The following is a 25441-nucleotide window of genomic DNA, read 5'->3' on the forward strand; positions in this document are numbered from 1 at the left end:
TTCCGATTGGAATTAGAAGACCGGGATAACGCCGATGACCGTGAGCGGGATGGAGATGATGCCCAGGACGGCGATGGCCGCGGCACCGATCATCTCGTTGCGGGTCAGAGCCTTCTCGGCACCGGCCTCCTTGCGGGCCTGGCCGTAGAAGATGAAGCCGGGAATGTAGCCGAGGCAGGCCAGCAGCATCCACACCCAGCCGGAGAGCACGACGCTGGCAACCTGGAACAGCAGGGCAATACCGCCGAACGCGATGCTCTTGACGTCGTTCTGCTCGATGCCGAGCCTGATCTGGTAGGCAGCGGCGAAGGACCAGCTGATGATGATGGTCACGGTGCACATGCTGATGGCGAAGGTGTAGGCGTCGGCGGCGAAGTAGGCGATGACGAGGAAGACCTGGGTGCAGGCGCCGACGATGATGAGGGCCATCTGCGGAGCGTTCTTTGCGTTCATCTTGTTCCAGCTTGCGGGCAACAGGTGATCGTTGCTCATGCCGCTGGAGGTCTCGGCGGGCAGCATGGTGAAGGACAGCCAGCAGCCAAGGACGCTGATGATGATGGCTGCGTTCATGAAGGTTCCGCCCCAACCGGGAGCCATGTAGTCGAACACGGTGACGGTTGCCGGGCTGGGAGCTGCGATGAGCTCTTCGTAGGGCATGACGCCGTAGGGAAGGATGGTTGCGCCGATGTAGAGGACCAGCAGGGTGATCAAGCCGATGACCGTGGCCTTGCCCACGTCGGACTTGCGCTCGGCACGGGCGTTCATGACCGTTGCGCCCTCGATGCCGATGAACATCCACATCATGATCAGGATGCAGTTGATGACCTGGGTGGTGACGCTGCCGAGCTCAACGTCGTTTTGCGCCATGATGGCGGCGTTGGCGGAAGCCTGGCCCCAGAAGTCGGCGGTGAAGACGCCGCCCTGGAAGCAGATGATGCAGAAGATGATGAACGCGGCGATGGAGGCGATCTTGACGACCATGACGACGGCGTTCAGGAACGCGGCGCTCTCGACGCCATTGATGACCAGGAAGGTGATGAGCCACAGGAACGCAGACACGCCCACGATGGCGATGAAGTTGGGGGAACCTGCGGTGCCCGTGCTGAAAATGGCGGGGAATGCACCGGCAAGCACGTTGGCGATCATCGTGCCGAAGCCGACGTTGCCCAACCATGCGCTCAGCCAGTAACCCCAGCCGCTGATGAAGCCGCAGAACGGACCGAAGCCTTCCTTGGCGTAGCCGTAGATGCCTTCGATCTCGGGTTTCTGGGAGCCGAGGCTGGACAGGGACAGTGCCAGGAACAAAAAGCCGACGCCGGCGATGCACCAAGCGATCAGCGCGGGACCAGGAGCTGCTACGTTAGCCAGCTGGCCGGTGGTGGCATACACGCCAGAGCCGATGCAGGAGCTGACGACGAAGCCGATCAAAGCAAAAAGGCCGAGGCCTTTCTTGTTTTCCGACATTATTCCTCCTTATGGGAATGACGCGCCTGAGGCCAGTATTCTTCCTGCATGTCGACGCCAGCAGGTGTACGACATGCAGAAGGCCTGCGTTTGCGATGCGGCCCTGTTTTGGCATAAAGGAACTGCACCTGGGTTTTCTCAGGCGTTCGAAAGGCGATGAGAAGCCGGGTCCATGAATCGGGGCAGACATGGACCCGGCCACCCTATAGGGTTGTAAAAGAATGCAGAACGGTTCGAAATACCGGGTATTGCGAACTAGAACTCACGCCATGCAGGCATGCTCATGCAGCGCGGGCCGCCACGGCCACGGGACAGCTCGGCGGACGGGATTTGGATGATACGGATGCCCTTGTCCGTGAGGACGGCGTTCGTCACGTCGTTGCGCTCGTAGACGACAACGGTGCCGGGACGGACGCACAGCGTGTTGGAGCCGTCGTTCCACTGCTCACGCTCGGCAGCGATGCGGTCGCCGCCGCCGCAGGGGATGAGCTCGACAGGCTGGCCGACGTACTTGGTCAGGATGTTCTCCAGCGTGTCGTGGATCTCGGTGGCATGGATCTTGCCGTTGCCCGTCGGGGTGATTTCGAAGACGGTCAGCGGGCCCATGATGCCGGGATGGATGGTGAACTTGTCGTAGTCGATCTGCGTGAAGACGGTGTCCAGATGCATGAACGCACGGCTGTTCGGGATGTCGAACGCCAGGATGGTGTCGATGCTGGAGGTCTCGTCGTAGAAGATGACCTTGGCGAGCTCGTCGATGGCGTCGGGCTCGGTACGCTGGGAGATGCCGATAGCCAGGGTGTGCTCGTTGATGTTCAGAACGTCGCCGCCTTCGATGTGGAAGGCGTTGTAGCGGCTGTAGTACTGAGGCGTGCCGACGAAGTCCGGATGATACTTGTAGATGTACTCACCGTAGATGGTCTCGCGGTTGCGCGTGACGGAGTACATGCGGTTGATCATAACGCCGTTGCCCACGTTTGCGAACGGGTCACGGGTGAAGTACAGGTTGGGCATGGGGTTGACGACCATTTCGGTGGCGCTAGAAACCAAGTCGACCAAAGCATTGGAACGATCGACGTTGAGCTCGTTGAGCGTAACGCCTTCCATGGTCTTCTCGACCATGGCTTTGGGATCCGCGTAGTTCTCCAACAGGTAGTCACGAAGAATGTTGGTGTACATCTCGGTGTGGATGTTGGCCTCACGGGTCCACTGCGCGATAAACTGATCGCGCACGGCCTCGTCGGCGCCGATGACATCAGCCATCAGATCCTCGAGATAGACAACCTCGACCCCTTCGCCGCGCAGAGCAGCCGCAAACGCATCATGCTCTTGCTGGGCGACTTTCAGGAACGGGATGTCATCAAACAGCAGTTCTTCGAGCTTCGCGGGGGTGAGGTTCAAAAGCTCACGCCCCGGGCGATGCAGGATAACCTTCTTGAGCGGTGCGATTTCGCTCTTGACGTTGATACCCTTCATACGCCCTCCTCTCTCTTTGTATGAAGCTTTCCGCGCAAGGTTCCATGCCATGCATGTCTGCTTGCTTCTGACGGGATATACAATCTCATACCGATGAATGCTTTTCAATTACCTCTTGTTTTCTTATTAGTGATAATCGGTAAGCGGTATTTTTACAGACTTTAACGGTCGTTTTCTCTACCATATCTTCAAATTTGCAAACTCATAATGCACTCTGCATACATCCTAATACATGTGTTGAACTGGGATTATGCATTTCTATTTGAATTCTTGCAATTTGTCAAGACCAATTTTTATACTGCAAACCTGCATAATAGCGGTTTACCATGCATATCAGTGGGGTTTTATGCAGCGGCGAACGGGTCAGCTGGCTAAACCGCCAACCCCCTTTGCGGCCGCTCTCAGAGCGGCATATGCATAAAACCGCCAAGACCATGCATACCCTATGCACAGCCGTTTCGGGGCGTCTATAATGGAGCCGTCAAAGTGGTCCGAATCGGAAAGGTCTGCCCCATGGCCCGCTACAAAGTTAAGTTCTCCTCCGCCGAAAAGAAGCTGCTCGCACGCCTCGGGCTTGAAGGCAACTACGGGCAGCTCACAAACGACGAGCTGTTCGCCATCGACGAGGTCGTGACCGAGTTCTTGATGGACGAGGGCATCGACGACGAAGGCAACGTGACCGAGCAGGGGCGAATCTGCGAGCAGATCATCGAGAAGCTCGCCGAGGTGGACGGCTAAAGGCCGCCGCCCATACAGTCGAACGGAGCCGGACGGGGCGAACCGCCCGGCTCTTTTGCTGCCATCGGAGCTGCGAATGCGCCTTTAAGCGGCCTTGCTCCAACGCAGGGTATGCACGTGCAACGGGTCGTGGGACGACAGCGACATCTTCATGTTGTACAGTTTGACCTGGTGGAAGGCGTCATAGGCAATGTCGAAGATCCACTCGGACTCATCGCCGCTGCAGGCGTGAGGGGCCAGCTTGAACTGCAGGTACGAGCCGTTCTTCGCCGCGTCCTTCACCATCTGCAACAGCTCCTGACGGCTTTCGGCGTAGCGCCCTTGGTTCTTGAAGAACGTGTTCGGATGGCTGCAGGGCGCGTAGCGCGACCGGCTCCACTCGTGGTCGAAGGCCATTTCCGCATCCGACAGCAGGAAGTAGTCGTAGCGCACAGGCCCCTTCTTGCTCAAGGTCAAATCGAAGGTGACGTCCATCTGGTAAGGTGCGCCGTCCACCCAGATGATGTTCCAGGCGTGCCCGCCCATGTTGTCGTAATCGCCGGGCGTATCGGACGCATCGCCGTAAACCACCTGGCAGCGCAGGCCGCAATGGTCCGCCAGGTACTTGTAGGCCATAGCTATGGCCGCACATCCGCCGCGGGCACCCACCAACGGGCCGCAGGCGCGGTACGCCGACCAGCCGATGTCCAGATCATAGGTAACGTTGTTCACCATAAAGTCGTGAATGACCTGGGCTTTCTGCACATCACGCATGCCGAAAACCGCGCGTTGCACACGACACGCCACCTCGTCCATCCGGCGCAGCACCCGCAGAAGCTCCGCCTGGGTCATGTTATAGGCGGGCACCACGGTCACGCGCTTGGGCTTCGAGGCATAGTAGCGCATCGAGAACTCCTTTACCCAGAACATTTCGGGGATGTCGCGCCGCATCATGACCAGGATGTCGTTTAAGCGGCTATGGTCGGCGCCTTCTACCGTGAACTCGGGCCTAAAGGCCAGAAACCCTTCGAGAAGGCTGCGGTATGCGCCTTTTTCCTCCGGGTTGAGCCGTTCGTATTCGTAGCGGAACTGGCGCGCCGGCATGAGCGAGCGGATTGCATCCTGGGTCGACCGCGCGGTGTGCGCGACCCCTCGGCGCGGCTGGTTCTCCACACCTGGCGTCGAGCGCATCAGCCCTGCTCGGGCATCGAATTTCGCGCGGGAGAACGCCTGGACGGTGGTGAGCCTCCCCTGCGTCGGGCTGCATGGGGCGTATCCGCCCATCGTGGATTCGGCCATGGTCGCACCTGCTTTCGGGTGGATTCGAAAACTTCCTTTCGGTACGTCTCCATTGTCCGGAACGCAGACGCGCACGATTGCGCAACCGCACGCAGAAAACCCCTCCGAAAAGCCTCGAAGGGGTCGCATCCGAATATGCTGCGCGAAGGATTACCTGGGCAGGCCCCGTTCGTGGGCGGCCAAAAACGTCTTCACGATAAGCTTGCGGTACACGCGCTCGCGAATCCACGGCTCGGTGGATGCAGCCAGCACACGCTTGAGAGGCATCCAGGTCACACCGCTGTTCTCGTCGGGCTTCGGGCGAATCTCCTCGTCCATCGACGCCACGGCGAAATACGTCACGTTCAGGTGCAGGTGCGAGCTGACGTAGGCGCCCCGCTTCTCATGCCCGTCCACCGTCAGCACGTCCAGCGAGAAGATGGGGCTGTCCCGAAACGTCAGCAGCTGCGCGTTCTTCACCCCGGTCTCTTCCTCCAACTCGCGCAGTGCCACGGCCTGCAGGTCCTGTTCGCCGTCGGCATGCCCGCCGATCCACGACCAGGAGTCATATATGTTGTGGTACACCATCAGGGTCTTCTTGAACTCGGGGTCCACCACCCAAATGGAGCATGCCATATGGGCCATGGCCGCGCGGTCGAAAACCCGAGGGTCGTTGAGCAACTGGCGAAGGATGATTTTCTTGTCTGCGGCCTCCTGTTCGTTAACAGGAGCGAACGCGATGATGTCGTCAACCAATGCCATGGCGATCCCCTTTCTAGTACTTGTTATGCACGGCCTCCGCGAACCCTATAAGCTGCCGTACATCGAAGACGGAGCCGTCATCCAGCACGACGGTCCCGTCGAATCGCCCGAACACCTGGTGCTGATCGGTGACCACGGCCTTGAAATCCATCAGGTCGCACCGGTCAAGAATTGGCGTGAACACCAGGTCAAGCCGCCCTTCGTCATCCGTGAAACGCCACGGTTTCATAAGGTCGTATGCATCGCCCACCATGCGCGCCGTATCCCAACAGGGCTTTTTCGGAATCCCAAAATCGACGCGCCCCAACTTGTGGGCTATGCCGTCGACGAACACCATGTTCTCGGAGGCGGCCGAGGTGTCGCCGAAACCGTATCCCAGGTTCATACCGAACACGTGCCCGTCCAACTTGCCCTGGGCAGCCGACCAGTACCACATGTTGTCGTACGTCCACACGCCGCGGCCCCAGTCCAGAAGCCCGTGGGCCGTGGTCGGCTCGAAGGTGTGGTCGATGGGCCCCAGGTTGAAGCCGCCCATGACGCGCATGGCCGGAATCTTGCGGTTGTAATAGAACGCCTTAGGACGCCCTTCCCAAGGCGTGGCGATGTTCATGGAGTCGGCTGGTTCCTTGTCCAGCACCATTTCCGCCGTCAAGGTCTCGTCCCCGTTGAACCGCTCGAACTCCACGGACAGGTGCCGCAGCCCGTCCGCCACCGTGAAGCCCATGGTGACGCGGTTGTTGGAGAAGGCGGTCACGCCCCTATCGGAGCTGTGCGGCAGGCGCATCCGACCCAACGGCAGAACGGCCAGCTCGCTGGTGGTGACGAATGTGGCGTTGCGCAGGTCGACCACCGACGCCGACACCATGCCCACATAGCCCAGATCGGCGATGGTCAACGCCAATGCGAAGTCTGCGTCGTAAACGAGGTAGTAGTCCCATTCCTTCAGGCGCAGCGGATTCGCCGCAACCTTCGACCGGTCGTATCGCAAAAGCGGCTGGGTGGCATATCCCGCAACCGCAAGCTTCCCCTCATCGTCCAAAAGCGGACCGGGCTCGACGATCCTCGTTTCGCCACGGGCGTTTTTCTCGACTCTCATGGGGACGCTCCCTTCGACGATTGGCTCACGGTCACATCATACTCCGCAAACAGGAGGCATGCCTGTCAGAACGTCAGACGATGGCGTGCGGCCGGCATGCCTTCGGCGTCAGCGTTTGAGCTTCAGGACGAACACGATGACGACGATGAGCGCGTAAAGGGGAAAGGCCATGATGAGAATGGCCGTGATGTTGATCATGAGGTCGTACAGCAGGGGCGAACCCCCTACGATGTCCACGACCACGCCGATGTTGATGGCCAGCACGATGGCCGCGAAGTACAGGCATAAGGACAGCACAAGGAACTTGCCTGCCCCCATTTTCGCAGTCGGGTTGGCAGGCGGAACCGGATACGGCGCCGGCTGCTGGACGGAGCTGTAATAGCCCTGGGACGAGCCGTAGTCTTCGGGCATGACGGGCTGTGCGGGCTGCACCGGAGCCGCGACAGGCGTTGCGGGTTGGGCGGGAACGCTCGCCGAAACCGGGGGCGATGCCGGGCGAACGGATGCGGACGCCGGCGGCGTCACCGGGCGGACGGCGGCCTCGGGCACGTCATCTGTCGACGGAGCCTGGGCCTTCGGCTTGTCGGCAAGCTCTGCCGCAGGCGCTTTCGGCTTCGTGACGGGAATGGATGCGGCCGCAGGTTCGGAAGGTCCTCCGTAGGGAGACGGAGGCGGAGGCGGCACCGGCATCTCGAATGCGTGCGGCACCTCGGAAGATGTGGCGGTTCCGTCGGATTCCGCCTGGTTTGGCGCGCTTTCCTGCGTGTCGGATGCGTCGTGGTTGCTGGCAGTTTCGTCGTATTCGTCCATCGCTTACCCTCCGCGGCATACCTGCGGGGCAAAACCCCGTCACGTCGATGTCGTTTCCATAGTACCCCATTCCAGGGGATCAGCTCCCGACCCGCTCGAAATGCAATCGCGGCTTGCCGCAGAATCGGCCTGCACGGCAACGGGGCCCGCCGATGGGTCGAAGCGCCGGCGCCTTACGCGGGCAGCACGCCCGTGAACGCGTAGGTGCCGTCGGGAAGGATCACGGGCTTCTCCATGAACCGGTACGGCACGTGCTCGGTGCCCAGCAGCTCGTCCATGTTAGCGGCCCGGGCCGCAAAGCCCAGGTTGTACACGGTGGGAGCCATCAGGTCCAGCAGGCCGGCGTCGGCACGGTCGAAGGCCCACTGGGGCTCGAGCCAATCCGCCAGAAACGCCTCGCGGGTCTTGTCGTCGGCGTCTTGGCCGGCGGGGCATTCCGCCACGAAGAAGAAGGTGTCGTGACGGCGCTGCGCATATTCGGGCGTACACCAATTGGCCAGGTAGCGCAGGCAGTCCGTATCGATGGCCAACCCGTGGCGGCGCAGCACCTCGGCGAAGGCGACCTCGTGTTCCACCAAAAGACGGCGCTCCTCAAGCCATGCCTCCCCCGACGTGTCCAGCGGCGCATCCGATCCGTCGGCCGCGCGGGCCAGCAGCACGCCGGACTCCTCGAAGGTCTCGCGGATGGCGCACACCACCACCCGGCGGGCGGTTTCCTCGTCACGCCCGATGCGGTGCGCCCACTCGGCAGGGCCGGCGCCCAGCCAGGGAATGTCCGTATCGCTGTCCCTCAGGTCCACCCGGCCTCCCGGGAACACGGCCGCATTGGGGGCAACCGCCATCGTGCGTTGGCGGCGGATCATGAACACCTCGATGCCGTTGGGCGGAGCCATACGGTCGGCAGGAGCCGCAGTAGAACGCCATTCGGAAACATGGTCGGCATCCACGCGACGCACCAGCATGACCGTCGCAGCCAGGCGCGGCTCGGTAGGCACGAAGGTGCCGGCCGCAAGCGCGGCATGCCAGGCGTCCACCTGTTCTTTCTGGTAATCGGCCATTGCAGCATAGATGGTTTCGCCAGGCAGATAGGCCTGTTGGCTCGGTTTCAGAAGCATGGGCTACCTTCTCTTTTGGGGAAGGCGCTGTTTGGCGGCCTCCCACAGCTCGTTGACCCGTTGCGCGCTCAGGCCGGGCACAGCCGGACGTATGCCCTGCACTCGGCGCAGCGCCGAACGCGCAGAGGCAGGCAGGTCGGCGAACCGTTCGCTGAGCAGCTGCATCGAGTATAGCCTGCGCTCCTCTTGGAAGGCGGCTAGAAACTCGGCGCCTTTCGACTGCACGAATTCGATCAGCTGATCAGGACCGAGGGTCTTCAGACGCTCACGCTCGGCAGCCGCCGCATCCCCCAGCTCCATCGCTTTGAACTGGATGTCTTGCACGAACCCCGTCATGTGCTCGTTGATCCGCTCTTCCGTTGCAGCCGTGACCTGGGCGAACCGTGTCAGGGCCGATACGGTCAGCGTGGCGTCCGCCGTCATGACCACCGTCACGAGGAACGCCAGCAGCTGCAGCACCTCTGAAGGCGTGGCCATGATGAGCTCGAGCATGGCAGGGTACACGCCGTAGACCACCGCAACGCCGGCAAAGCCGAACAGCGTGGATGCCGGCAGGCAGATGCGGCCGTTGATATTCAGCGGCATGTTGGAGTAATCCCACCACAGGGCGTGGAACAGCTTCTCCAGCGTCCAGGACGTGCCGTATTCCAGCACGGCACTGCCGAAGAACGTAACCAAAAACACCTGCCACCAGGTCATACTGATGCCGAAATGCATGGCTACCTGGTAGGTGAACACCACCGCCAGCGCGCCCACGCCGTAGATGGGGCACGCAGGTCCGTAGAGGAAGCCGCGATTCTCCCATTGGCGCTCGACGATGGTGCCGTAGACGGTTTCGAACAACCATCCGAACATGCTGCAGACAAAAAACCAGATGATGTAGTTGCTGACCCACATGCTAGTGTGCTCTGCTTTCGGCCCGCTTCGCGAAGGGGCTGCCGCCCGCCCGCTGGAGCACGGTCTCATGCGCCGAGACCATCTTGTCGGCCATGCAGACGATCCACGCCTCACGGGAGACGGGCACGTGCGTTATGCCGATGGGCCACATGTGGGTGCGGATGACGGCCTGCACGCGCACGTCGGCGTTCAGGTGCGTCACGGCATTGCGCCGGGCGTATTCCGCATGCTTGTAGCTGTGGGTCCAATGGGAATCGTGCCAGTCGTAAAGGAACAGGTCATGCAGCATGCCCCCGTGAACCACGATGCACTCGTCGCCGCCCAAATGCAGGCGGCTGTTCAGGACAAACGCCGTCTGGGCCACCGTCAGGCAGTGGTCGAACGTGCTTACCGAGCCGTGCTGCACGAAGGTCTTCATGCTCTGGACGGCGTCGTTTTCGACGATGGGTTCCAGCAGCGCGTCGAAGCGCGACTGCTCTTCGGGTGTGAGGTGCATACCGGCTGCTCCTTTCTGTGCCTGCACAGCGTACCAAATGATTCGCATCCGTCATGAAACGGTGACGCAATACCCACAGCCCCGCTACGTTTGCCCCGAATCCCAAGCCGATGGCTGAGCAAACGAATCTTAGACAACTCATCTGATGCCGGTTCGAACCTTCGCGGCCCTGCGAGAGGCGCCCAAGATCGGGCGACTCCGCTTTCCGCAAGGGGTAGCGCGTCGATTGCCAGCATCGCGGGCGTCTCGTGCAACGAGATTTCAGTTTTCGGCGCACTTAGGGGGATAATCTGTAAGCCAGCGGCGTCCGACGGGTCTTCGCGTCAAGTTTCTACTAACATTACACCACAGTTTAACCATATATGTGGTTTATCTTGAGGTGTCGAAGGTACGCAACCTTAGAAATAGGCCTCTGTTTCGCAGATTATCCCCCTAAGTGCGCAGCGAATTCGATTTTCGTTGTACAATGGCGCTTGGGGCGGTCCGCTGCGATTGATTCTGCTATGCTGAACGGCACATCGAACGAAGGAGCGCACGCATGGCGAACACCGACAACCGCACAAAGGAAGGCCTGACCCTGCTGGGCAACCAGGGCACGCGTTACTCGCAGGACTACGACCCCACGCTGTTGGAGACCTTCGAGAACAAGCATCAGGACCACGACTACATGGTCACGTTCCGCTGCCCCGAGTTCACCACACTGTGCCCCATCACAGGCCAGCCCGACTTCGCCACGCTCTACATCAATTACATACCCAACGTGCGCATGGTGGAGAGCAAGTCCCTCAAACTGTACCTGTTCAGCTTCCGCAACCACGGCGACTTCCACGAAGATGTGTGCAATATCATCATGAACGACCTGGTCAAGCTCATGGAACCGAAGTACATCGAGGTGCGCGGCATGTTCTATCCCCGCGGCGGCATCTCCATCTACCCCTTCGCCAATTGGGCCAATCCGGACTTCGGATATGGAGACATTGCGGCGAGCCGCATGTTCTCGCAGCTGTCCGACCTAGACAAAGGCGACGGGGCACGATAGAATCTCCTGCGCTCGAAGCGTCCGCGCCAAGGGCAAAATCCTGCCTTCGGGCAGGGGTTGTCGCGACATCCAACCTAAAAAAACTAAGGACCTTAGCATGACTTCAACCGACCAGCCGACCCGCGCCATGGTTCTGTCCAGCGGCGGGGTTGACTCCACCACCTGCCTTGCCCTGGCATGCGAACAGTTCGGGGCAGACAACGTCACATCCGTGAGCGTTTTTTACGGGCAACGCCACAACAAGGAACTGGCCTGCGCCGACGCCGTTGCGAAGCATTACGGCGTGGCACACCACGTGCTGGATTTGGCGAACATCCTGGCTAATTCGAACAACGCGCTCATGGCCGACTCCACCCAGGAAATCGACCACCGCGACTATGCCACGCAGATCGCCGAAAACGAAGACGGCATGGTGAACACCTATGTCCCCTTCCGCAACGGGCTTATGTTGTCGGCCGTGACGGCGCTGGCCATCTCGCTCAATCCCACCGAGAAAACCGCGATCTATTTGGGCGCCCATGCCGACGACGCGGCGGGCGGCGCGTATCCCGACTGCACGCCCGAGTTCTTCGAGGCTATTGCGCGCGCCATTGAGCTGGGATCTTACGGCAAAGCCGTCCTTCGGGAGCCGTTCGTCAACGTGAACAAGGCCGATGTTGTGGCCTGCGGCCTGAAGCTGGGCGTGCCGTACGAGCTCACCTGGTCGTGCTACGAGGGCGGCGACGCTCCCTGCGGAACCTGCGCCACCTGCATCGACCGCGCGAAGGCCTTCGCGGCAAACGGCGTTGCCGACCCGGCGCTGTAGCGCCTGCAAGCAGCAGCAACGCTCGAGCCGTCGCCGACCGTCACCTCCCGCGCACATCCATCGCCAACCAAACGTGCATATGCACGCCGAACATTTTAGGAGCAGCCTTATGAAACGCACCACCAACAACTATCTTGCCTGCGGCATGGTCTTCGCCGTGGCACTCGTCATCTCCAACGTCGTCACCGGAAAGGTCATCCAGACCGGCATTCCGTTGTTCGGCACCACCATCGCGTTGCCGGGCGCGGCGCTGTGCTACGCCATCACGTTCCTGATGACCGATGTCATCGGCGAGATCTGGGGTCGCAAGGAAGCCCAGACCGTGGTGCTGTGGGGCTTCGCGTGCCAGCTTCTGGCCACGGCGCTTATCGTGTTCACCCAGGTGCTTCCGGCGGTGGATCCGGACATGCAGAACGCCTACAACATGCTGCTGGGACAGAACGTCATCTTCGTCATCGGCAGCATGACCGCGTACCTTATCAGCCAGTCGTGGGATGTGTTCATCTTTCATGCGATCCGCAACCGCGTGCTGAGCTCGCATAAGGGCGGCTACGCCTGGCGTTGGCTGTGGAACAACATCTCCACCATGACGTCGCAGATCATCGACACGGTAGTGTTCATCGGCATCGCCTTCGGCATCGGCTTCGGCTGGCTGTTCGATCCGGCCATGCTGCCGCAGCTGGGCGCCATGATGGTGGGCCAGTATCTGCTGAAGTTCTGCCTCGCGGCCATCGATACGCCCTTCTTCTACCTGCTCACCCGCGGCACCCACGCGGCTCCCCAGGTCGCATCTGACGCCGCCGAGAGCGCGGCCTAGCGCTCAGAACGCACCAAGCGCCCGAACAACAGACGGGGCAGGCGAATCGCCTGCCCCGTTTTCGTATCCGCATATGTTCGAAAGGGCTCTACTCCTCTTTCTCCATGACGAATGCGAGCTTGTCGGACTTATAGAACTCGCTCACGTCGTTTGGAACGTCGTACCAGGCCATGGCACCTTCGGGCGTGATCAGGATGGCGCTGTAATCCTCGATGCCCTGGTCGTCGTTGGGCTCGCCCGCCGCCCAGTCGTTGTAGCTGAAAGCTTCGCCGCTCACCCACTCGAAGGCATCGCCGGAGCCGCGTTTCGCCCCGATCCAGAAGACCTTGCGGTCGGTGGCAGCAACGGCGGCCTTGACCTTGTCGTTTTCTTCCGCCGACGTGATGGTGGCAAGATAGCCGCCCTGGGATTCGCAGTACGCCTTGGCGTCTTCCCAGGTCATAGCCTCGCTAATAACCTCATAGGTATGGACGACAGGCCCGCTGGACACCACCAGGTCCACCGCCGCTCCCGCATCCACGCGCTCGCCAGGACTCGTTCCCTGAGAAACGACCGCGCCCTTCTCGACCGCTTCGTCATGCTGCTCGGTCACTGTGCCCAGCACCAAACCGTTGTCGGCAAGGACCTTCTCAGCGTCTTCCTGATACATGCCCGCAAGGTCGGGAACCTCAACCGACGTATCGGCCTCGTCTTCGGCACCCTTCTCGTCGGAATCATCCTTCTCGGTCTTGGCCGACGATTCCTCTGTCTTGCCCTCGGCCTCCTTATCGTCCTTGTCAGCCTTCTGGGACGTCTTGGTGTCGTCGCCAGAACCATCGTCAAAGGGACCGATGCCACCGATGAACAGGACCGCAGTCAACGCCGCCGCCAGCACCACGACGGCGCAGGCCGCAACCACGGCGATGGTCTTGCCGTGGCCGCCCGTCGACGGATCCTGGATGGGCTCCACGTATCCGGTTCCCACGGGCTGCCCTGCTGTCATCACCTGCGTGACGTCGGGCGACTGCGCCGCAGACGCGCCCTTGACAGGCGCGCCACACTGCACGCAGAAGGCCATTCCTTCCGGAACCTGCGAACCGCATTTCGTGCAAAACATCTCTCGCTCCTATTCCATCGTCATCTTGACACGCAGGATGCGGGTCAAAGACTCGTCAATCCTCTCTTCACTCAACGTGCCGTCGGACACCGCCGCCAACACCGCATTGTACGCCGCCGCGAAGTCCAGCGGCATGAGCACCATATCGCATCCGGCCTGCAACGCCATGACCGCACCCGCATCCCCATAGGCCGTAACGGCGCCCATCTCCAAGGAATCCGTCACCACAATGCCGTCGTATTGCAGCTGGTCGCGCAGGACGTCGGTCACCATCACCTTCGAAATGGAGGCCGGCGTGTCGTCGCCCGTCACGTTCGGCACCGACAGATGCCCCACCATGACGAAAGGCACGCCCACCTGAACGGCGCGCTGGAAGGGAACGAGCTCGGTTGCCTGCAGCTCCTCAAGGGTGCTGCCGATGGAGATGCTGCCGTCATGGCTGTCGCCGATGGCGGCCCCGATACCTGGGAAATGCTTGGCGCTGCACAGCATACCCGACTCGACGAAGCCTTCTATCTGGGCCTCCACCATGTCGGAGACAAGCTCGGGGTCCGATCCGAAGGATCGCTGCGCCATGACGCCGCCTTCCACGTTGGCGATGTCGCAGCACGGCGCGAAGTCCATGTTGAAGCCGAGCGGCTTGAGGTAGCCGGCTATGGCCTGCGCCGCCGATTTCGCCTGCGATACATCCCCGGTATCTCCGATGGCGGCCATGTCCCCCACGTCCGTCACGCCGAAGGCGGGGTTCGAGGCGATGCGGGTCACGGTGCCGCCCTCTTCGTCAACCGCCAGAAACGGCGCATGCCCTATCGTATCCACACCGATCTGGGCCATGTTCGTGAGCATTTCGGTGGTCTGCGCAGGGTCGACCAGGTTCTCCGCAAAGTAGCAGATGCCGCCTACCGGATAGGTGCCATAGGCGGTGCGGCTGGTATCCCCTGCCGCTGTGACCTGGCCCATTCCGGTGAACGACTCGGGCCGCACGAAGAACAGCTGGGCCACCTTCTGCTCGATGTTCCAGCCTGCAATCTCCTCGGTAATCTCGTCGTCCAAGGTTTTGGCAGGTTTTTCCATGGGCTCGCCGCCCGAACCCTTCGCCTCCGACGAGCTGTCGTCAACGTCGAAGGAGTCCTTGTCGCGATGCTTCGGCTCATCGTCGGAGGCGAACAGCGAGCATCCAGTCAGCGTTCCCAACGCCGCGCAGGACGCCATGCCAGCAAGCCCCGCCGCGAACGTGCGGCGCGACACCGATTTGGGCCTACACGGTCTACCAGGTACTATGTCCATAAATAAGTCCATAACCAATCATTCCGTCAGCCGTCATGAAGCCCGCCCGACGCGCAGGGCGGATGCCTCATTATAGCGCTGTCTTCAGTGGGAGACAGCCGTGCCGCAATGCATGCAGAACGCGTCCCCTTGGTTCATCGGCGAGCCGCAATGCGGGCACGGCACCTGGCCGGGCATGGGAGAAGGCATCGCATTTGCGGCTCTCACCTGGGCAATGGGCGTTCCGCAGGTCGCGCAGAACATATCGGTTTCCGCCACGCGGCCGCCGCATCCCGGGCACGTGTACACGCGCGCGTTGATCTGCTGCTGACGCTCCTGAGCTTCAAGCTGCATGATTTGCGCGTTCACGGCTTCGCGCTGGGCATCCAGCGAGGCGATGCCTTCATAGAGCCCCTCGCGACCGCTGCGGAAATCGACGTTTTCCCTGGTCGCTTCGTACAGACTCGCACCCAGCTGGGCGGCTAGGGCCTGGCGCTGCTTGTTGATGTCGTTCAGCTGGTTCTTCAGCTTCAGCGTTTCGGTAGTGCGCCCGGCAGATGCCACGCCGCGGTTGACGCTTGCAGTCACGTTATCCAAGAATCCCATGATGACCTCGACTTTCGGTTGGCTTGTCGCCGATGTATCTGATGAGTGCATCATACGTCTCGGTTCGCGGGATTCGTTGCACAACCTTTTGCAACCGAGAATCCCGCCGTAAACCGCGCCCAAACGAAAAACGGCCGCCCATCGGACGGCCGTTTCGCAGATGCTTGGCTTACACGCAGAAGCAAGGTGCCACGCCAACGTAATTGCCGGCGTATTGGGCGTAATCGGGAATGCCTTCGGAGGTCACATAGTAGAACTCCGAGCCGCTGCCAGGTCGCGACGAACGCAGCCACCAGCTGGCAGGATAGCCGTCGAAGTTCTTCACGATCGAAGCGCACTGCTCATCGGTATAGAAGGCGTTGATGCCCGTGAACTCGTAGAGCGGGTACTGCGAGCCCTCCACGTTGAAGATGTCGCAGGCCCAGTAAGCTTCCTCGCCGCTGATGCCGATGATTTCCACCAGGGAGAGCAGCCACAGCTTGTCGGACGTGATCGACACGCAGGAACGGTCGGATGCAGACCCTTCGTTGTTGGTGGCCTTCTCCACCTCGACAACGACATTGCGCAGGTCAGAAGGCAGCCGTAGGTACATTTCCGAATTCAGCCACGAGCGCATGTCGCTGTCGGCCCAACCGCCGTAGTTCGTGCCGTAATCGTTCATGGCGAACTGCGACACGGAATCGACGAACTGGAAGGTGATGCCGGCGGTTCCCGCCGCGCCGTGCTTCTGGTCGTGGCGGAATCCCACGATGCACACGGAGGCCTCGGTCCCGTCCTCGAGCGTGACATGTTTCACCTGACTTCCGTCAAGCGTGCCGTCTTTGGCGCACAGGTGGTATTCGGCGGCCAACGCGATGGCATCGGCGTCCGAGGATGCTTCGGAAATCATCGTCGACAGCTCGGAGAGCTCGTCCCAGGAATAGTCGTCGACAGAGTCGCGGACCTCGACGGCCGGCGCCTCTGCCTCTGCGGCAGCCTGCTCCTCGGCGGCAGCGGCTTCGGCTTCTGCTGCGGCTGCTGCCTCCTGCTCCTGCTCTATGGCGCTCAGGGTTGCCTGGGCTTCGTTCAGGTCGTCTTGGAGCTGGGCGTTCTGGCTGCGGGCCGAGCCAAGCATGATGGCCAAGGCCACAGCCGCCACCAGCGCGACGCCCAGCGCTCCGATCAGCCAATGGTTCGCACGAGAGAACCGCTTCGCGGCCTTCGCATCGGGGCTTTCCGAGAAACGGAAGGGGTTGCCACCGCCTCCCAGCAGGTCAGAGCCCGTGGCGTCCAGGCGCACGTTGTGGGCCTGGGACGGAAGCATGGCGACGGCGGATGCGGAATCGATGACCTCGAGTCCGTCGTAGAACTCGCCGTCGGAGGACTCTTCCTCAGGTTCTGGCGCGGGTTCAGGTTCCGTTTCGGGTGCGGGCTTCGGCTCAGGTGCAGGCTCGGGCGCGGGCTTCGGCTCAGGTTCAACTTCAGCTTCGGGCTCAGGCTCGGCTTCGGACTCAGGTTCAGGTCTAGAAGCCGTCACAAGTTCGGGCGTGGAATCAACCGCAGACTCGGGCTCCGCCTCGAGATCGGCTCCAAGCTCGGTATCGGCCCCAGACATAGCCTCCAACTCCGACTCCGGCTCCGGCTCGGCACTGTCCACAGGTTCCGATTCCGGTTCGGGTTCGGGTTCGTCTACGGGCACCGGTTCGGATTCGGACTCTCGTTCATATTCAGGCTCCCGCACCGATTCAACCGCGTGCGCAGGCTCGACCACAGGTTCGGGCTCAGCCGCTGGCTCAGGCTTGACCGTCGCTTCAGGCTCGGCCTCAGGTTCCGACGCAGCCGGCGGCTCCGGATCCAGCTCGACAACGGGACTATTCGCACGAAGCACGTCAACAGGGGCAAAACTGGCATGTTTGCCCATCACGACAACATCGTCATCTTCGTCTTCGACACTCAGCGGGCAATTCGAGCAATCGGCTTCTTCGCACAGTTCTTCTTGACACTCAAAGCGTTTCATAGCGCTCCTAACATATATATGTTTTCGCGTCATATGATAGGGCTTTTGCGGCGTTTGTGGGATGGACGTCTGTCTCCATTCGGCAAACACCCCACATGAGCAACAGACCGAGCGAAGCGCGAGGAGCGTTCGACACCTCCGTCTTTCCGCTCCTCGAACCCAAAACCTCGATTTCTGCCAGGAAAATCAAGTAGTGTACGACTTGGAGTTCGCTCAAGGCCCACCACCGAAAAGCTGTCGGGAAGCGTCCTGCTAAAACACCAGGTCAGAGGCGCATGCACATTTCGAGACCGATACGTTCGCTTCTCAGGTCGTACACTACTTGTTTTTCTTGGCAGAAAAGGGCCGTTTTAAGAAAAGGAGCAAAGGCCTCTATTGCCTTTGCTCCTTTCGCGTTCTGCTCTGTGTGTCCTGCGAGGGTGTGGTTGCGTAAGCCCGCTCGGCACGCGTGCAAATAAAACATGCATCGCGCGAACCTTGCCGGTGCCTAGCGTCGCACCTGCTCACTAGTGCGCTACCGCATATCGTGCTGCGCGAATCCTACAGGTAGCTGGAACCGCGAGCCTGCTCAACCGACTTGATGGTTTCGGCGTTGGCCTTCTCGCAGTCGTTCAGCGGGCTGGCCATGCTGTCGAACTCGGACGGCGAATACACCTCCGTGTACCAGCTCTGGCTGTTGAAGTACGACCGCAGGTCCTCGTTTTGGAATCCGCGTCCATGGCGGGCGTAGATCTCGTTGCGGGCGACGTAGAGTTCCCAGTCGCTTAAGCCCGACAGCTCGGACTGGGTGTAATAGTGGGTACTGCTGTCCGGCAGAACATAGCCAGACGAAGAGCTGGAACTGCTGGATGAGCTGCTGGAACCGTCGGAAGAGCTCGAGGAGCCTCCGTCAGAGGTCACCGTGGCGGTCACTTCATCATCCTTGGAATCAGCGCTGTTCGCATCGGTGCTTGCGTCGGTGCTCTTGGCGGTGTCGGACGAAGAGTCGTCGCTTTTGGCGGTCGATGCGGCCGCCGAACCGACCATGGCCGCTGCGGCCTCCATATCCTCGTCAGTGGCGGTCTTAAACCAGATTTCTTCCCCGTCGGAAGACAGGATCAGCTTCTTGCCGTCCAGCTCAAGATCAACCGCTTTGCCGTCCACTTCTACCGAGCCCTTGCCGTCTTCGTCAACCTCCCAGGTGCCTTTCTGCTCGGTGCCGGCGAACATCGCCTTGCATGTGCCGTCGTCTTCAAGCGTGATGACGTACGTACCGGCCTCCGGAATCTCGTCCGATCCGTCGGAGTTGACCAGCTTGGTGGCGTTCCAGTTCCCCACCAGCGCCTCGGCGGGCTTAACCTCATCGGCCTTCTGGGTCACCTTGGTCTCCTGCTTGTCGGCGTCCTTATCCGCATCGTCGGCGCCGAGCACTCCGCCGAACACCAGGGCCGCCAGGATTCCCACCAGCGCAAGTGCCACCACGACGACCGCCGCGATCAATCCCTTCGACGTCTTTTTGGGAGGCACGGGCTGCGGGGCCTCGACGTAATGGGCACTTCCCGAACCCGCCGCGCCCGCGCCGTCGACAGGCTGCATGACCTCGGTCGTGTCAGGCCGCCATGCCGCATTGTCCATAATCTGGGTTTGGGCCGCATTCGCAGCCGGACCCACCGGCTGCACGGGTTTGCCGCAAGACGTGCAGAAGCCTGCGCCGTCCTTCAATTCAGCTCCGCAGTTCAAACAATACATATCCGCTCCTCTGTCCTTAATGCCCGGCACGGCGCCCCTTGGCGTTCACGCCGGCATGCATTCCTTAATTATGCGTCCTATGGTCCTGATAATTGCTGAGATACCCCGCAAATTCAGGAGACGTATCGGAATTGCCCGTCCGCCACGCCTTGTGGTCTATGATGGCGCTTTCAAATCCGTAGTACGCGTCGATGTAGGCGATCAGTCCGTCCAGGGCCTCGAGCTGGGCCTCGGGATAATCGCCGCTACCGCCCACATGCACCATCTCGATGCCGATGGAATAGGAGTTCATGCCGTAATCCGCGGCCCAGTCGCCGATAGGCACCGTGCCCATCTTGTCGTCGCGGGATTCGTCCTGAACGCCGTACAGCTCATTGTGCCCCGTGTCGCCGAAGCCGGCGTGGTGCGTGATCTTGTCCAGAGGCACGCACTGCACGATGGTTCCGTCTTTGTTGATGATGAAATGGGCCGCCACGCCCGCGCCGTTTCCATCCCAATAGGCGACGACGCCCGCGGCAGAGCCCTCGCCTTCCGTATCGTGCAGCACGATGTACTTCTGGTATTCCGCACCCTTTTCGCCATGGACGAAACTGTCGCGGTAATCCTCGGTAATGTCCAGCTGCGCCCGCAGGTCGTCGGCAGAAGACACCGCAACCGGCTCGTATGCGGAAAGGACCGATGCAAAGGCCAGCCCCCGCGCCGCCAGCTGACGGTCGGCGGCCTCCAGGACCTGCTGCAGGTAACGGCGGTTTTCCCCGCTACGGTTCGCCAGCATGTTCTCGGCCAGCGACGGCCCCTTTTGCGTTTCGGGGTGGCGAACCTCCTCGTCGGAAACCTCGAGCCGGTCGCCTTCGTCGGCTGCGTCCGAAGCGTCGACGGATGCGCCGCAGGCCGCAAGCGACATCGTCAACGTGAAAGCCGCCGCCAGCATGGCCAGTGTGGTGAGCATCTCCATCAACGTATCCTTCCTTTCGAATACGTAGATGGTAGACCCTGCAGCGGGCAGAACGTTGCGCAACTTCCCCAACATTGTTCGAACACGACCTCCGAAACGCAGCAATTCTCGTGCCTCACGCCAGCATTGGGGCCATGGGCGGCGATGCCGACCGACGCGACGCCTGAAACCCCTCCGACGTACGGACACACGATACTACATTCCGTCAGGCAATCCGACGTGTGAACGCGGCGTTAAGCAGCGGGCTCCTCGGCTGCGGCAGAAGCGTCCGTCGAGGTTGCGGGGGCTGCAGGGGTTGCGCCGGTTTCGGAAGTTGCAGCGGTTGCGGAGGTTTCGGAGTCAGTTGCCTGGCCAGACGAAGGCTCCTCCGTGGCGGCGGCTGTCGCCTGCCCGGCCTCGGCATTCGAATCGGCAACGGTGCCATCTGTCGAATCAACCGCGGAAGATCCATGTTCCGCCTGATCGGTTGCGCCCACCTGCGCGTCGGACGAATCGTCAGCGGCCGCAGCGGATGCCTGCGTCGCCGCTTCGGCCGTGCCGCCGGAAACCGTCGTCCCATTCGCAACGCCTGCGCCCGTTGCAGCCGAAGCCGAAGCATCGGCCTGGGCGTCTTGCGCCTCTAACACCGTTTCGTCGGCATGTCCGATGTTTTCGCTTGCCGCCAAGGTACCCATGAACACGGCGGACGTTCCCGCGGAAATAAGCGCTGCAGCAACAGCCGCCGCAGCGACACCCGCCATCGCTCGCTTCGGCATGCCGAACTTTCGGGCCGAATCCGCCTTGGGGGCGCGTCGGGACGCTTCGTGGTGCGCCGTCCGGGAAGGCATCTGACCAGCAAGTTTAGACGTTGCGGCAGAAACCGCCGGCATGGCGACCGTGCTGGCCGAGGATGCGTTCGGCGCGCTTGCGCCCGTCGAAACCCGAGAAGCCGGCATGGCAATCGTCGCAGCTGATACAGGAACCATCACGGCCGTCGTGGCGCCGCCCCATGCCGCGCGCCGCTCCGTCCGCGGCGCCTCGTCGACAGAACCATCGGCAAAGGGCAGCGTGTGGGCGATCTTCTCTTTCGAAGACTCGAGAATCTTACTGTAGATGTGCGTCGACAGCGCCGAAATCACCGAACCCAGGCCCACGCCGACGGCCGTTCCCGCAACGCCCATCTCGGTGCCGGCCAGCATGGAAGTGACGGCGCCCAGCGCGCCGCCGATTATTCCGAACACAGACAGGCCGTCGAACAGACCGCCCTTCTTCTTCGTTTCAGACATACGAGTCTCCTGTCTATATACAAATGCGCGGCCCCAAAAGACCGCGCAATTCGATATGTCGTGCCTTTGAGACTACTCGGAGCCTGTGGAGGCTTCTTGAAATACGGAGCAATACCACCGAGCCGTCAAAAACGCGTCACAGGCGCTTCACATTCGATATATCGGCTTTGCCACAGGCGAACATCAGCGGGACGCGCCGTAGGAAGCAACCGTGAGCAATGGTTCAACATAGCCTCTGGCCTGGGGCAACGTGCGAAGATGGTTCTGCAGGCGGCGGGCGCAGGGTTTGAACGTGGCATACGTCAGACCGCCCGAAACCACGCCGCTGAGCAGCGGGACCACCTTGGCGGCGGAATCCCCCAAACCTCGGCGGCTCAGTTCCATTCCGATTTGACGAAGGATGCCCTCCACAACGGATTCAAGGGCGTTGCGAGTGGCGACGTTGGCCTGAAGCGCCTGTTGAAGCCCCTTTTCGACCACGACCGCCGCACTTTCGGCGACGACCTTGTTCGCATTGGCGACCCCGGTGGCCACACCCAGGAGCAGCACCAGCCTGCCCAGCGTCTCGTCGTCGACGGGGCCGTCCGAAGGCCCGTTGAAGAACGACCTCCATCCGTAGAGGTACGCCAGCTTCTGCTCGATTCGCAGGACGTGCGCGTAGTACTGGGTGATGTCTGCGGGAACGGTGCCCAGCATAGCCAGTCCGCCGGGGACGCCCGCGACGAACGACATTGCCGAAGCCCTGTTCACTTCGCGGTTGATGGCCTTGCGGGCTATGGCGTCGATTATGCGCGGGTCGGCGCCGGCAACCGACGGTGTGGAAGCCACCATGCGCCGCACGACGTCGGGCGCGTAGTACTTTCCCAACTCGGTCTTGAGGAACTCGTCGCGGTCGATGGCGACCCCAGGAGCTTTCATCAACGTACGAAGAAACGTTTCCGCCAAATGAATAGGATCCTTCGCCACAAGGGAGCGAGCCAAACCCATGGGACCTCCGTCCATCAAGTGCTGACATGCCGGTTGTTCATGCAGGAAAACTGTACAGCAACCAACCGATGCAGCGTTGCGACTGAAACCCTCCGTCATGCAATCGGTGCCGTTTCGTAATCAAAGTATCCGTCACGTTGGCTGCACCTCAACCCAGATTCCACGACGGAAGACGCGCGGTCGATCGTCCCATATCCCGATATGGAGCCACAATCGAGCCGTTCACCGCCACCGACCGAGACGAAACGAGGCATGCCCCAGGTATTCCAAAGTGCGGTATGGCGCCGAACATCGTTACTGAACTGCATGTTTCAAAAGGATTTTGCCGGGTGCCATAATCCAAACAATATTTGATACTGTTGCAAAGCTTCACTATCTGTACAATTTCATGGACACTTCAACAAATTCCGCTTGTTACTATGTGCCTGATTCGGTTTTTGGATGCGGGAAGGAGGATGCGCGAATGATCATCGACCACGAGGAAAGCGCTGGCCCCCAGCAGTGCCCCATAGAAGTTCTAAATGATTCGAGCAACTCGCTCATTCCCCACGTTCTTGTCAGTCACCCCAAATCCGATGAGCCGGATTCGACGGCGAACCGGACGAATCCTACGCTTTACCCGCCTCCCAACAATCGGGACGATGAAGGGTACCTCGCCCTGAAAGAAGGGGCCCTCTATTACGTGGAAGGCATGCGCCTGCTGTCCTCCGAAAAGACGTCGGAAAGCATCGCGTGCTTCCAGGCCGCCGAGATCATGTACCTGCATGCGGCATCCCGGTCGAACATTCAGTCGTTCGCGAATCTCGGCTACCTCTATCATTACGACCGCTGCGCCGGAGCATACTTCAACTCGGTCGATCCGTCCAAAGCGGAATCCCCTTCGGAAGCGCTCATTTCCGCCGTTTTGGAACTGGGTGCCGACGAACGGGCATACTACTGTTTCCTTCATGCGGCACGTCGTGGCCATGCGGAGTCCTGCTATATGCTCGGAGACCTTGCGAGCAGCGGCAAAGGATGCCAGAAAGACGAGAAGACGGCATTCGAATACTATATGCGCGCACATGATCTGAGTCTGAAATACGACTCTGTCATCTGGGGAAACGCAGCCGTGCGAATCGCCATGTGCTACGAACGCGGCATAGGCTGCCAGAAAGACCTGAACGAGGCGCACGCATGGTACGCGCGCGCTATCAAGGGATTGGATTCATCCACTCACACGAACGGCAGGGGCAAATCCAAGATGCTCGACGCTGCCAAGAACGGCATGAAGCGTGTGGAGCAGCGCCTTTCGTAAGCACCGACACGTCCGTCAACGGCGATTGATGGACGAATTGTGTTGGATGTTAGCCTAAGTAAATTTTTCCAAATCAATCCTTGACGCAGTTCCGCCACTCCTGTATAAAGTTACCAGCGGTTAACAACCGCGCCGAACATACCCACCCGTGAGACGGGCATTGACCGGAGCGTTCCATCCCCCTTGACGCATAAGGCAATGGCCCGTCCTTTTTATGCCCTTATGCAGGGCTTTCCCCAATGACGAAAGAAAGAGAAGGAAACGGAAGGCTCTAGGCCGAAACGTGTTGATGGTTTTGAGGGCCAGCGCAGTCCAAACCAAAACGGAGCCCTTGGCCTCGCTCCAAAAAGGCCATCGCCCGCAGCAGTGGACGATGGCCTTATTCGTTTGATGCAGTTGCCGTTTGGATGCGCCCTATTCGTAGGAGCCGATGATTCCCTTGAGGTAGTCGACATAGCCGTCCACCAGGCGCTTCGGCTGAACGATGCGGATCGAGTCGCCATACTGGGCCACCCAACCGTAGAACACGGGGCTTTCCATCACGACGGCGTGGACCTTGGCATGCTCGTCGTCGTAGGGCGTGACCTGCACATCCTTCCCGAAGCGATCGATGACGCCGCTCATGGCGTCTTCCTTCACCAGAAGATCGACCGAGATCGCTTCGCCCCGGTACATGCCGAACGCACGCGATTCGTATTCTGTCACGTCGAAGGTGGCGATGTCGGCGTTGCGGGTGGCGCGCTCCTCGGAAATCCTCACCTCGACCATGCGGTCTACCCGGTAGTTGGTGAAGTTCGTGTGCTTGTCGTTGTAAACGACCAGATAATAATATCCGTCCGAATAGATGAGCTGCACCGGCGTCTCCATATAGACCATGCCGTCGTGCTGCAGCTTCTTGTTCTTCTCAAGGTCGTACTTGTAGTACTGGAACTCCACCTTGCGCTTCAGGCGAAGCGCCTCCTGGATGATGTCGACGTTGTGGTACACGCTCTCGTTCTGCATCTTGATACGGCCCTCGACGTGCATGCGCTTGCTCAGGCTTTTCGCCTCGCGCTTCGACGCCAAGGTCTTGATGGAACGGACCAGATCCTCCGACTTGCCCTTGGTCAAGAAACGGGAGCTCTGGACGGCATCCGTCATAAGCAGGAGCTCGGGCAGGCTGAACCGGCGATTCACCAAGGCATATTCCACAGGAGCCCGTTGGAAGACGCGGATATCCATGCCGAACTGGCGCAAAGCCTCGATATCGCGATAGACGGCCTTGCGTTCCGCCGAAATACCCATTTCGGAGAGACGCCCGATGATCTGAGGCATGGTCAACCCGACGGCCTCGTCTGTCTCCTCGTTGAATATGCGCATGAGGTACAGAATTTTCATGCGTTTGCCGATTTCGGTCATCTCAACCTCCTGCAGAATGGAGCTAAGCTGAAACAGACATATCTTAACACGTATTCTGCCCCTGGTGAGGGATTACCA

23 protein-coding genes are annotated in these 25441 nt (G+C 60.6%); 5 read left to right on the plus strand and 18 right to left on the minus strand.

The features are described from left to right. Positions 1–12: 12 nt before the first annotated feature. On the minus strand, positions 13–1464 hold the full coding sequence (locus tag SHEL_RS10970; protein WP_012799345.1) for a basic amino acid/polyamine antiporter: 1452 nt from the start codon (positions 1462–1464) through the stop codon (positions 13–15). A gap of 255 nt (positions 1465–1719) precedes the next feature. Next, positions 1720–2940: an arginine deiminase gene (gene arcA, locus SHEL_RS10975; protein WP_012799346.1), complete on the minus strand. Its 1221-nt coding sequence runs from the start codon at positions 2938–2940 to the stop codon at positions 1720–1722. Positions 2941–3453: 513 nt separating this feature from the next. Between arcA and SHEL_RS10980 the strand changes: the two genes are divergently transcribed. Further along, entirely contained in the window at positions 3454–3678 is a 225-nt protein-coding gene (locus SHEL_RS10980) for a hypothetical protein (protein ID WP_012799347.1), read from the plus strand. An 84-nt stretch (positions 3679–3762) separates the two neighbouring features. Here SHEL_RS10980 and SHEL_RS10985 read toward each other — a convergent pair whose 3' ends face one another. From SHEL_RS10985 to SHEL_RS11015, 7 genes are all read right to left on the minus strand, one after another. Beyond that, the gene (locus SHEL_RS10985) at positions 3763–4956 is read right to left on the minus strand and encodes a transglutaminase domain-containing protein (RefSeq protein WP_012799348.1); all 1194 of its coding nucleotides are present in this window, start codon (positions 4954–4956) and stop codon (positions 3763–3765) included. 150 nt (positions 4957–5106) lie between these two features. Continuing rightward, positions 5107–5697: an NUDIX hydrolase gene (locus tag SHEL_RS10990; protein WP_012799349.1), complete on the minus strand. Its 591-nt coding sequence runs from the start codon at positions 5695–5697 to the stop codon at positions 5107–5109. Between the two features lie 13 nt (positions 5698–5710). Next, the gene (locus SHEL_RS10995) at positions 5711–6793 is read right to left on the minus strand and encodes a DUF2804 domain-containing protein (protein ID WP_012799350.1); all 1083 of its coding nucleotides are present in this window, start codon (positions 6791–6793) and stop codon (positions 5711–5713) included. Positions 6794–6901: 108 nt separating this feature from the next. Beyond that, the gene (locus SHEL_RS11000) at positions 6902–7603 is read right to left on the minus strand and encodes an ABC-2 family transporter permease (protein WP_012799351.1); all 702 of its coding nucleotides are present in this window, start codon (positions 7601–7603) and stop codon (positions 6902–6904) included. A gap of 173 nt (positions 7604–7776) precedes the next feature. Further along, entirely contained in the window at positions 7777–8718 is a 942-nt protein-coding gene (locus tag SHEL_RS11005; RefSeq protein WP_012799352.1) for an NUDIX hydrolase, read from the minus strand. Between the two features lie 3 nt (positions 8719–8721). Continuing rightward, a complete protein-coding gene (locus tag SHEL_RS11010) occupies positions 8722–9615 on the minus strand; it encodes a putative ABC transporter permease (RefSeq protein ID WP_012799353.1) in 894 nt (297 codons plus the stop codon). A gap of 1 nt (position 9616) precedes the next feature. Further along, positions 9617–10111 (minus strand): HD domain-containing protein, encoded by a 495-nt coding sequence (locus SHEL_RS11015; protein ID WP_012799354.1) that lies wholly within the window; start codon positions 10109–10111, stop codon positions 9617–9619. Positions 10112–10649: 538 nt separating this feature from the next. Between SHEL_RS11015 and queF the strand changes: the two genes are divergently transcribed. From queF to SHEL_RS11030, 3 genes are all read left to right on the plus strand, one after another. Then, the gene (queF, locus tag SHEL_RS11020) at positions 10650–11150 is read left to right on the plus strand and encodes a preQ(1) synthase (protein ID WP_012799355.1); all 501 of its coding nucleotides are present in this window, start codon (positions 10650–10652) and stop codon (positions 11148–11150) included. 97 nt (positions 11151–11247) lie between these two features. Further along, on the plus strand, positions 11248–11955 hold the full coding sequence (queC, locus tag SHEL_RS11025) for a 7-cyano-7-deazaguanine synthase QueC (RefSeq protein ID WP_012799356.1): 708 nt from the start codon (positions 11248–11250) through the stop codon (positions 11953–11955). Between the two features lie 109 nt (positions 11956–12064). Next, a complete protein-coding gene (locus tag SHEL_RS11030) occupies positions 12065–12772 on the plus strand; it encodes a queuosine precursor transporter (protein WP_012799357.1) in 708 nt (235 codons plus the stop codon). A gap of 88 nt (positions 12773–12860) precedes the next feature. Here the strand turns inward: SHEL_RS11030 and SHEL_RS11035 are convergent, their stop codons facing one another. The 8 genes from SHEL_RS11035 to SHEL_RS11070 form a co-directional block, all read right to left on the minus strand. Beyond that, positions 12861–13868 (minus strand): lectin-like protein, encoded by a 1008-nt coding sequence (locus SHEL_RS11035; RefSeq protein WP_012799358.1) that lies wholly within the window; start codon positions 13866–13868, stop codon positions 12861–12863. 9 nt (positions 13869–13877) lie between these two features. Continuing rightward, entirely contained in the window at positions 13878–15155 is a 1278-nt protein-coding gene (locus SHEL_RS11040) for a glycoside hydrolase family 3 protein (RefSeq protein ID WP_169304523.1), read from the minus strand. Between the two features lie 84 nt (positions 15156–15239). Then, positions 15240–15740, minus strand: a complete 501-nt coding sequence (locus SHEL_RS11045; protein ID WP_012799360.1) for a zinc ribbon domain-containing protein — start codon at positions 15738–15740, stop codon at positions 15240–15242. Positions 15741–15909: 169 nt separating this feature from the next. Beyond that, a complete protein-coding gene (locus SHEL_RS15405; protein ID WP_012799361.1) occupies positions 15910–17736 on the minus strand; it encodes a DUF6273 domain-containing protein in 1827 nt (608 codons plus the stop codon). Between the two features lie 540 nt (positions 17737–18276). After that, a complete protein-coding gene (locus SHEL_RS15150) occupies positions 18277–19464 on the minus strand; it encodes a YARHG domain-containing protein (protein ID WP_012799363.1) in 1188 nt (395 codons plus the stop codon). 64 nt (positions 19465–19528) lie between these two features. Beyond that, positions 19529–20494 carry an N-acetylmuramoyl-L-alanine amidase gene (locus SHEL_RS11060; protein WP_232001597.1) on the minus strand — a complete coding sequence of 322 codons (966 nt, stop codon included), beginning with the start codon at positions 20492–20494 and terminating at the stop codon, positions 19529–19531. A 158-nt stretch (positions 20495–20652) separates the two neighbouring features. After that, complete coding sequence (locus SHEL_RS11065) at positions 20653–21684, minus strand: hypothetical protein (RefSeq protein ID WP_012799365.1); 1032 nt, start codon at positions 21682–21684, stop codon at positions 20653–20655. A 183-nt stretch (positions 21685–21867) separates the two neighbouring features. After that, positions 21868–22671, minus strand: coding sequence for a hypothetical protein (locus SHEL_RS11070; RefSeq protein WP_012799366.1), 804 nt, complete (start codon positions 22669–22671; stop codon positions 21868–21870). 463 nt (positions 22672–23134) lie between these two features. On the opposite strand from SHEL_RS11070, the gene SHEL_RS14550 reads away from it, so the two are divergent. Further along, complete coding sequence (locus tag SHEL_RS14550; protein ID WP_012799367.1) at positions 23135–23965, plus strand: tetratricopeptide repeat protein; 831 nt, start codon at positions 23135–23137, stop codon at positions 23963–23965. Positions 23966–24379: 414 nt separating this feature from the next. On the opposite strand, the gene SHEL_RS11080 is transcribed toward SHEL_RS14550, so the two are convergent. After that, on the minus strand, positions 24380–25363 hold the full coding sequence (locus SHEL_RS11080) for a helix-turn-helix transcriptional regulator (protein ID WP_012799369.1): 984 nt from the start codon (positions 25361–25363) through the stop codon (positions 24380–24382). Between the last annotated feature and the right edge of the window lie 78 nt (positions 25364–25441).

It is taken from the genome of Slackia heliotrinireducens DSM 20476 (assembly GCF_000023885.1).
GTDB classification, from domain to species: domain Bacteria; phylum Actinomycetota; class Coriobacteriia; order Coriobacteriales; family Eggerthellaceae; genus Slackia; species Slackia heliotrinireducens.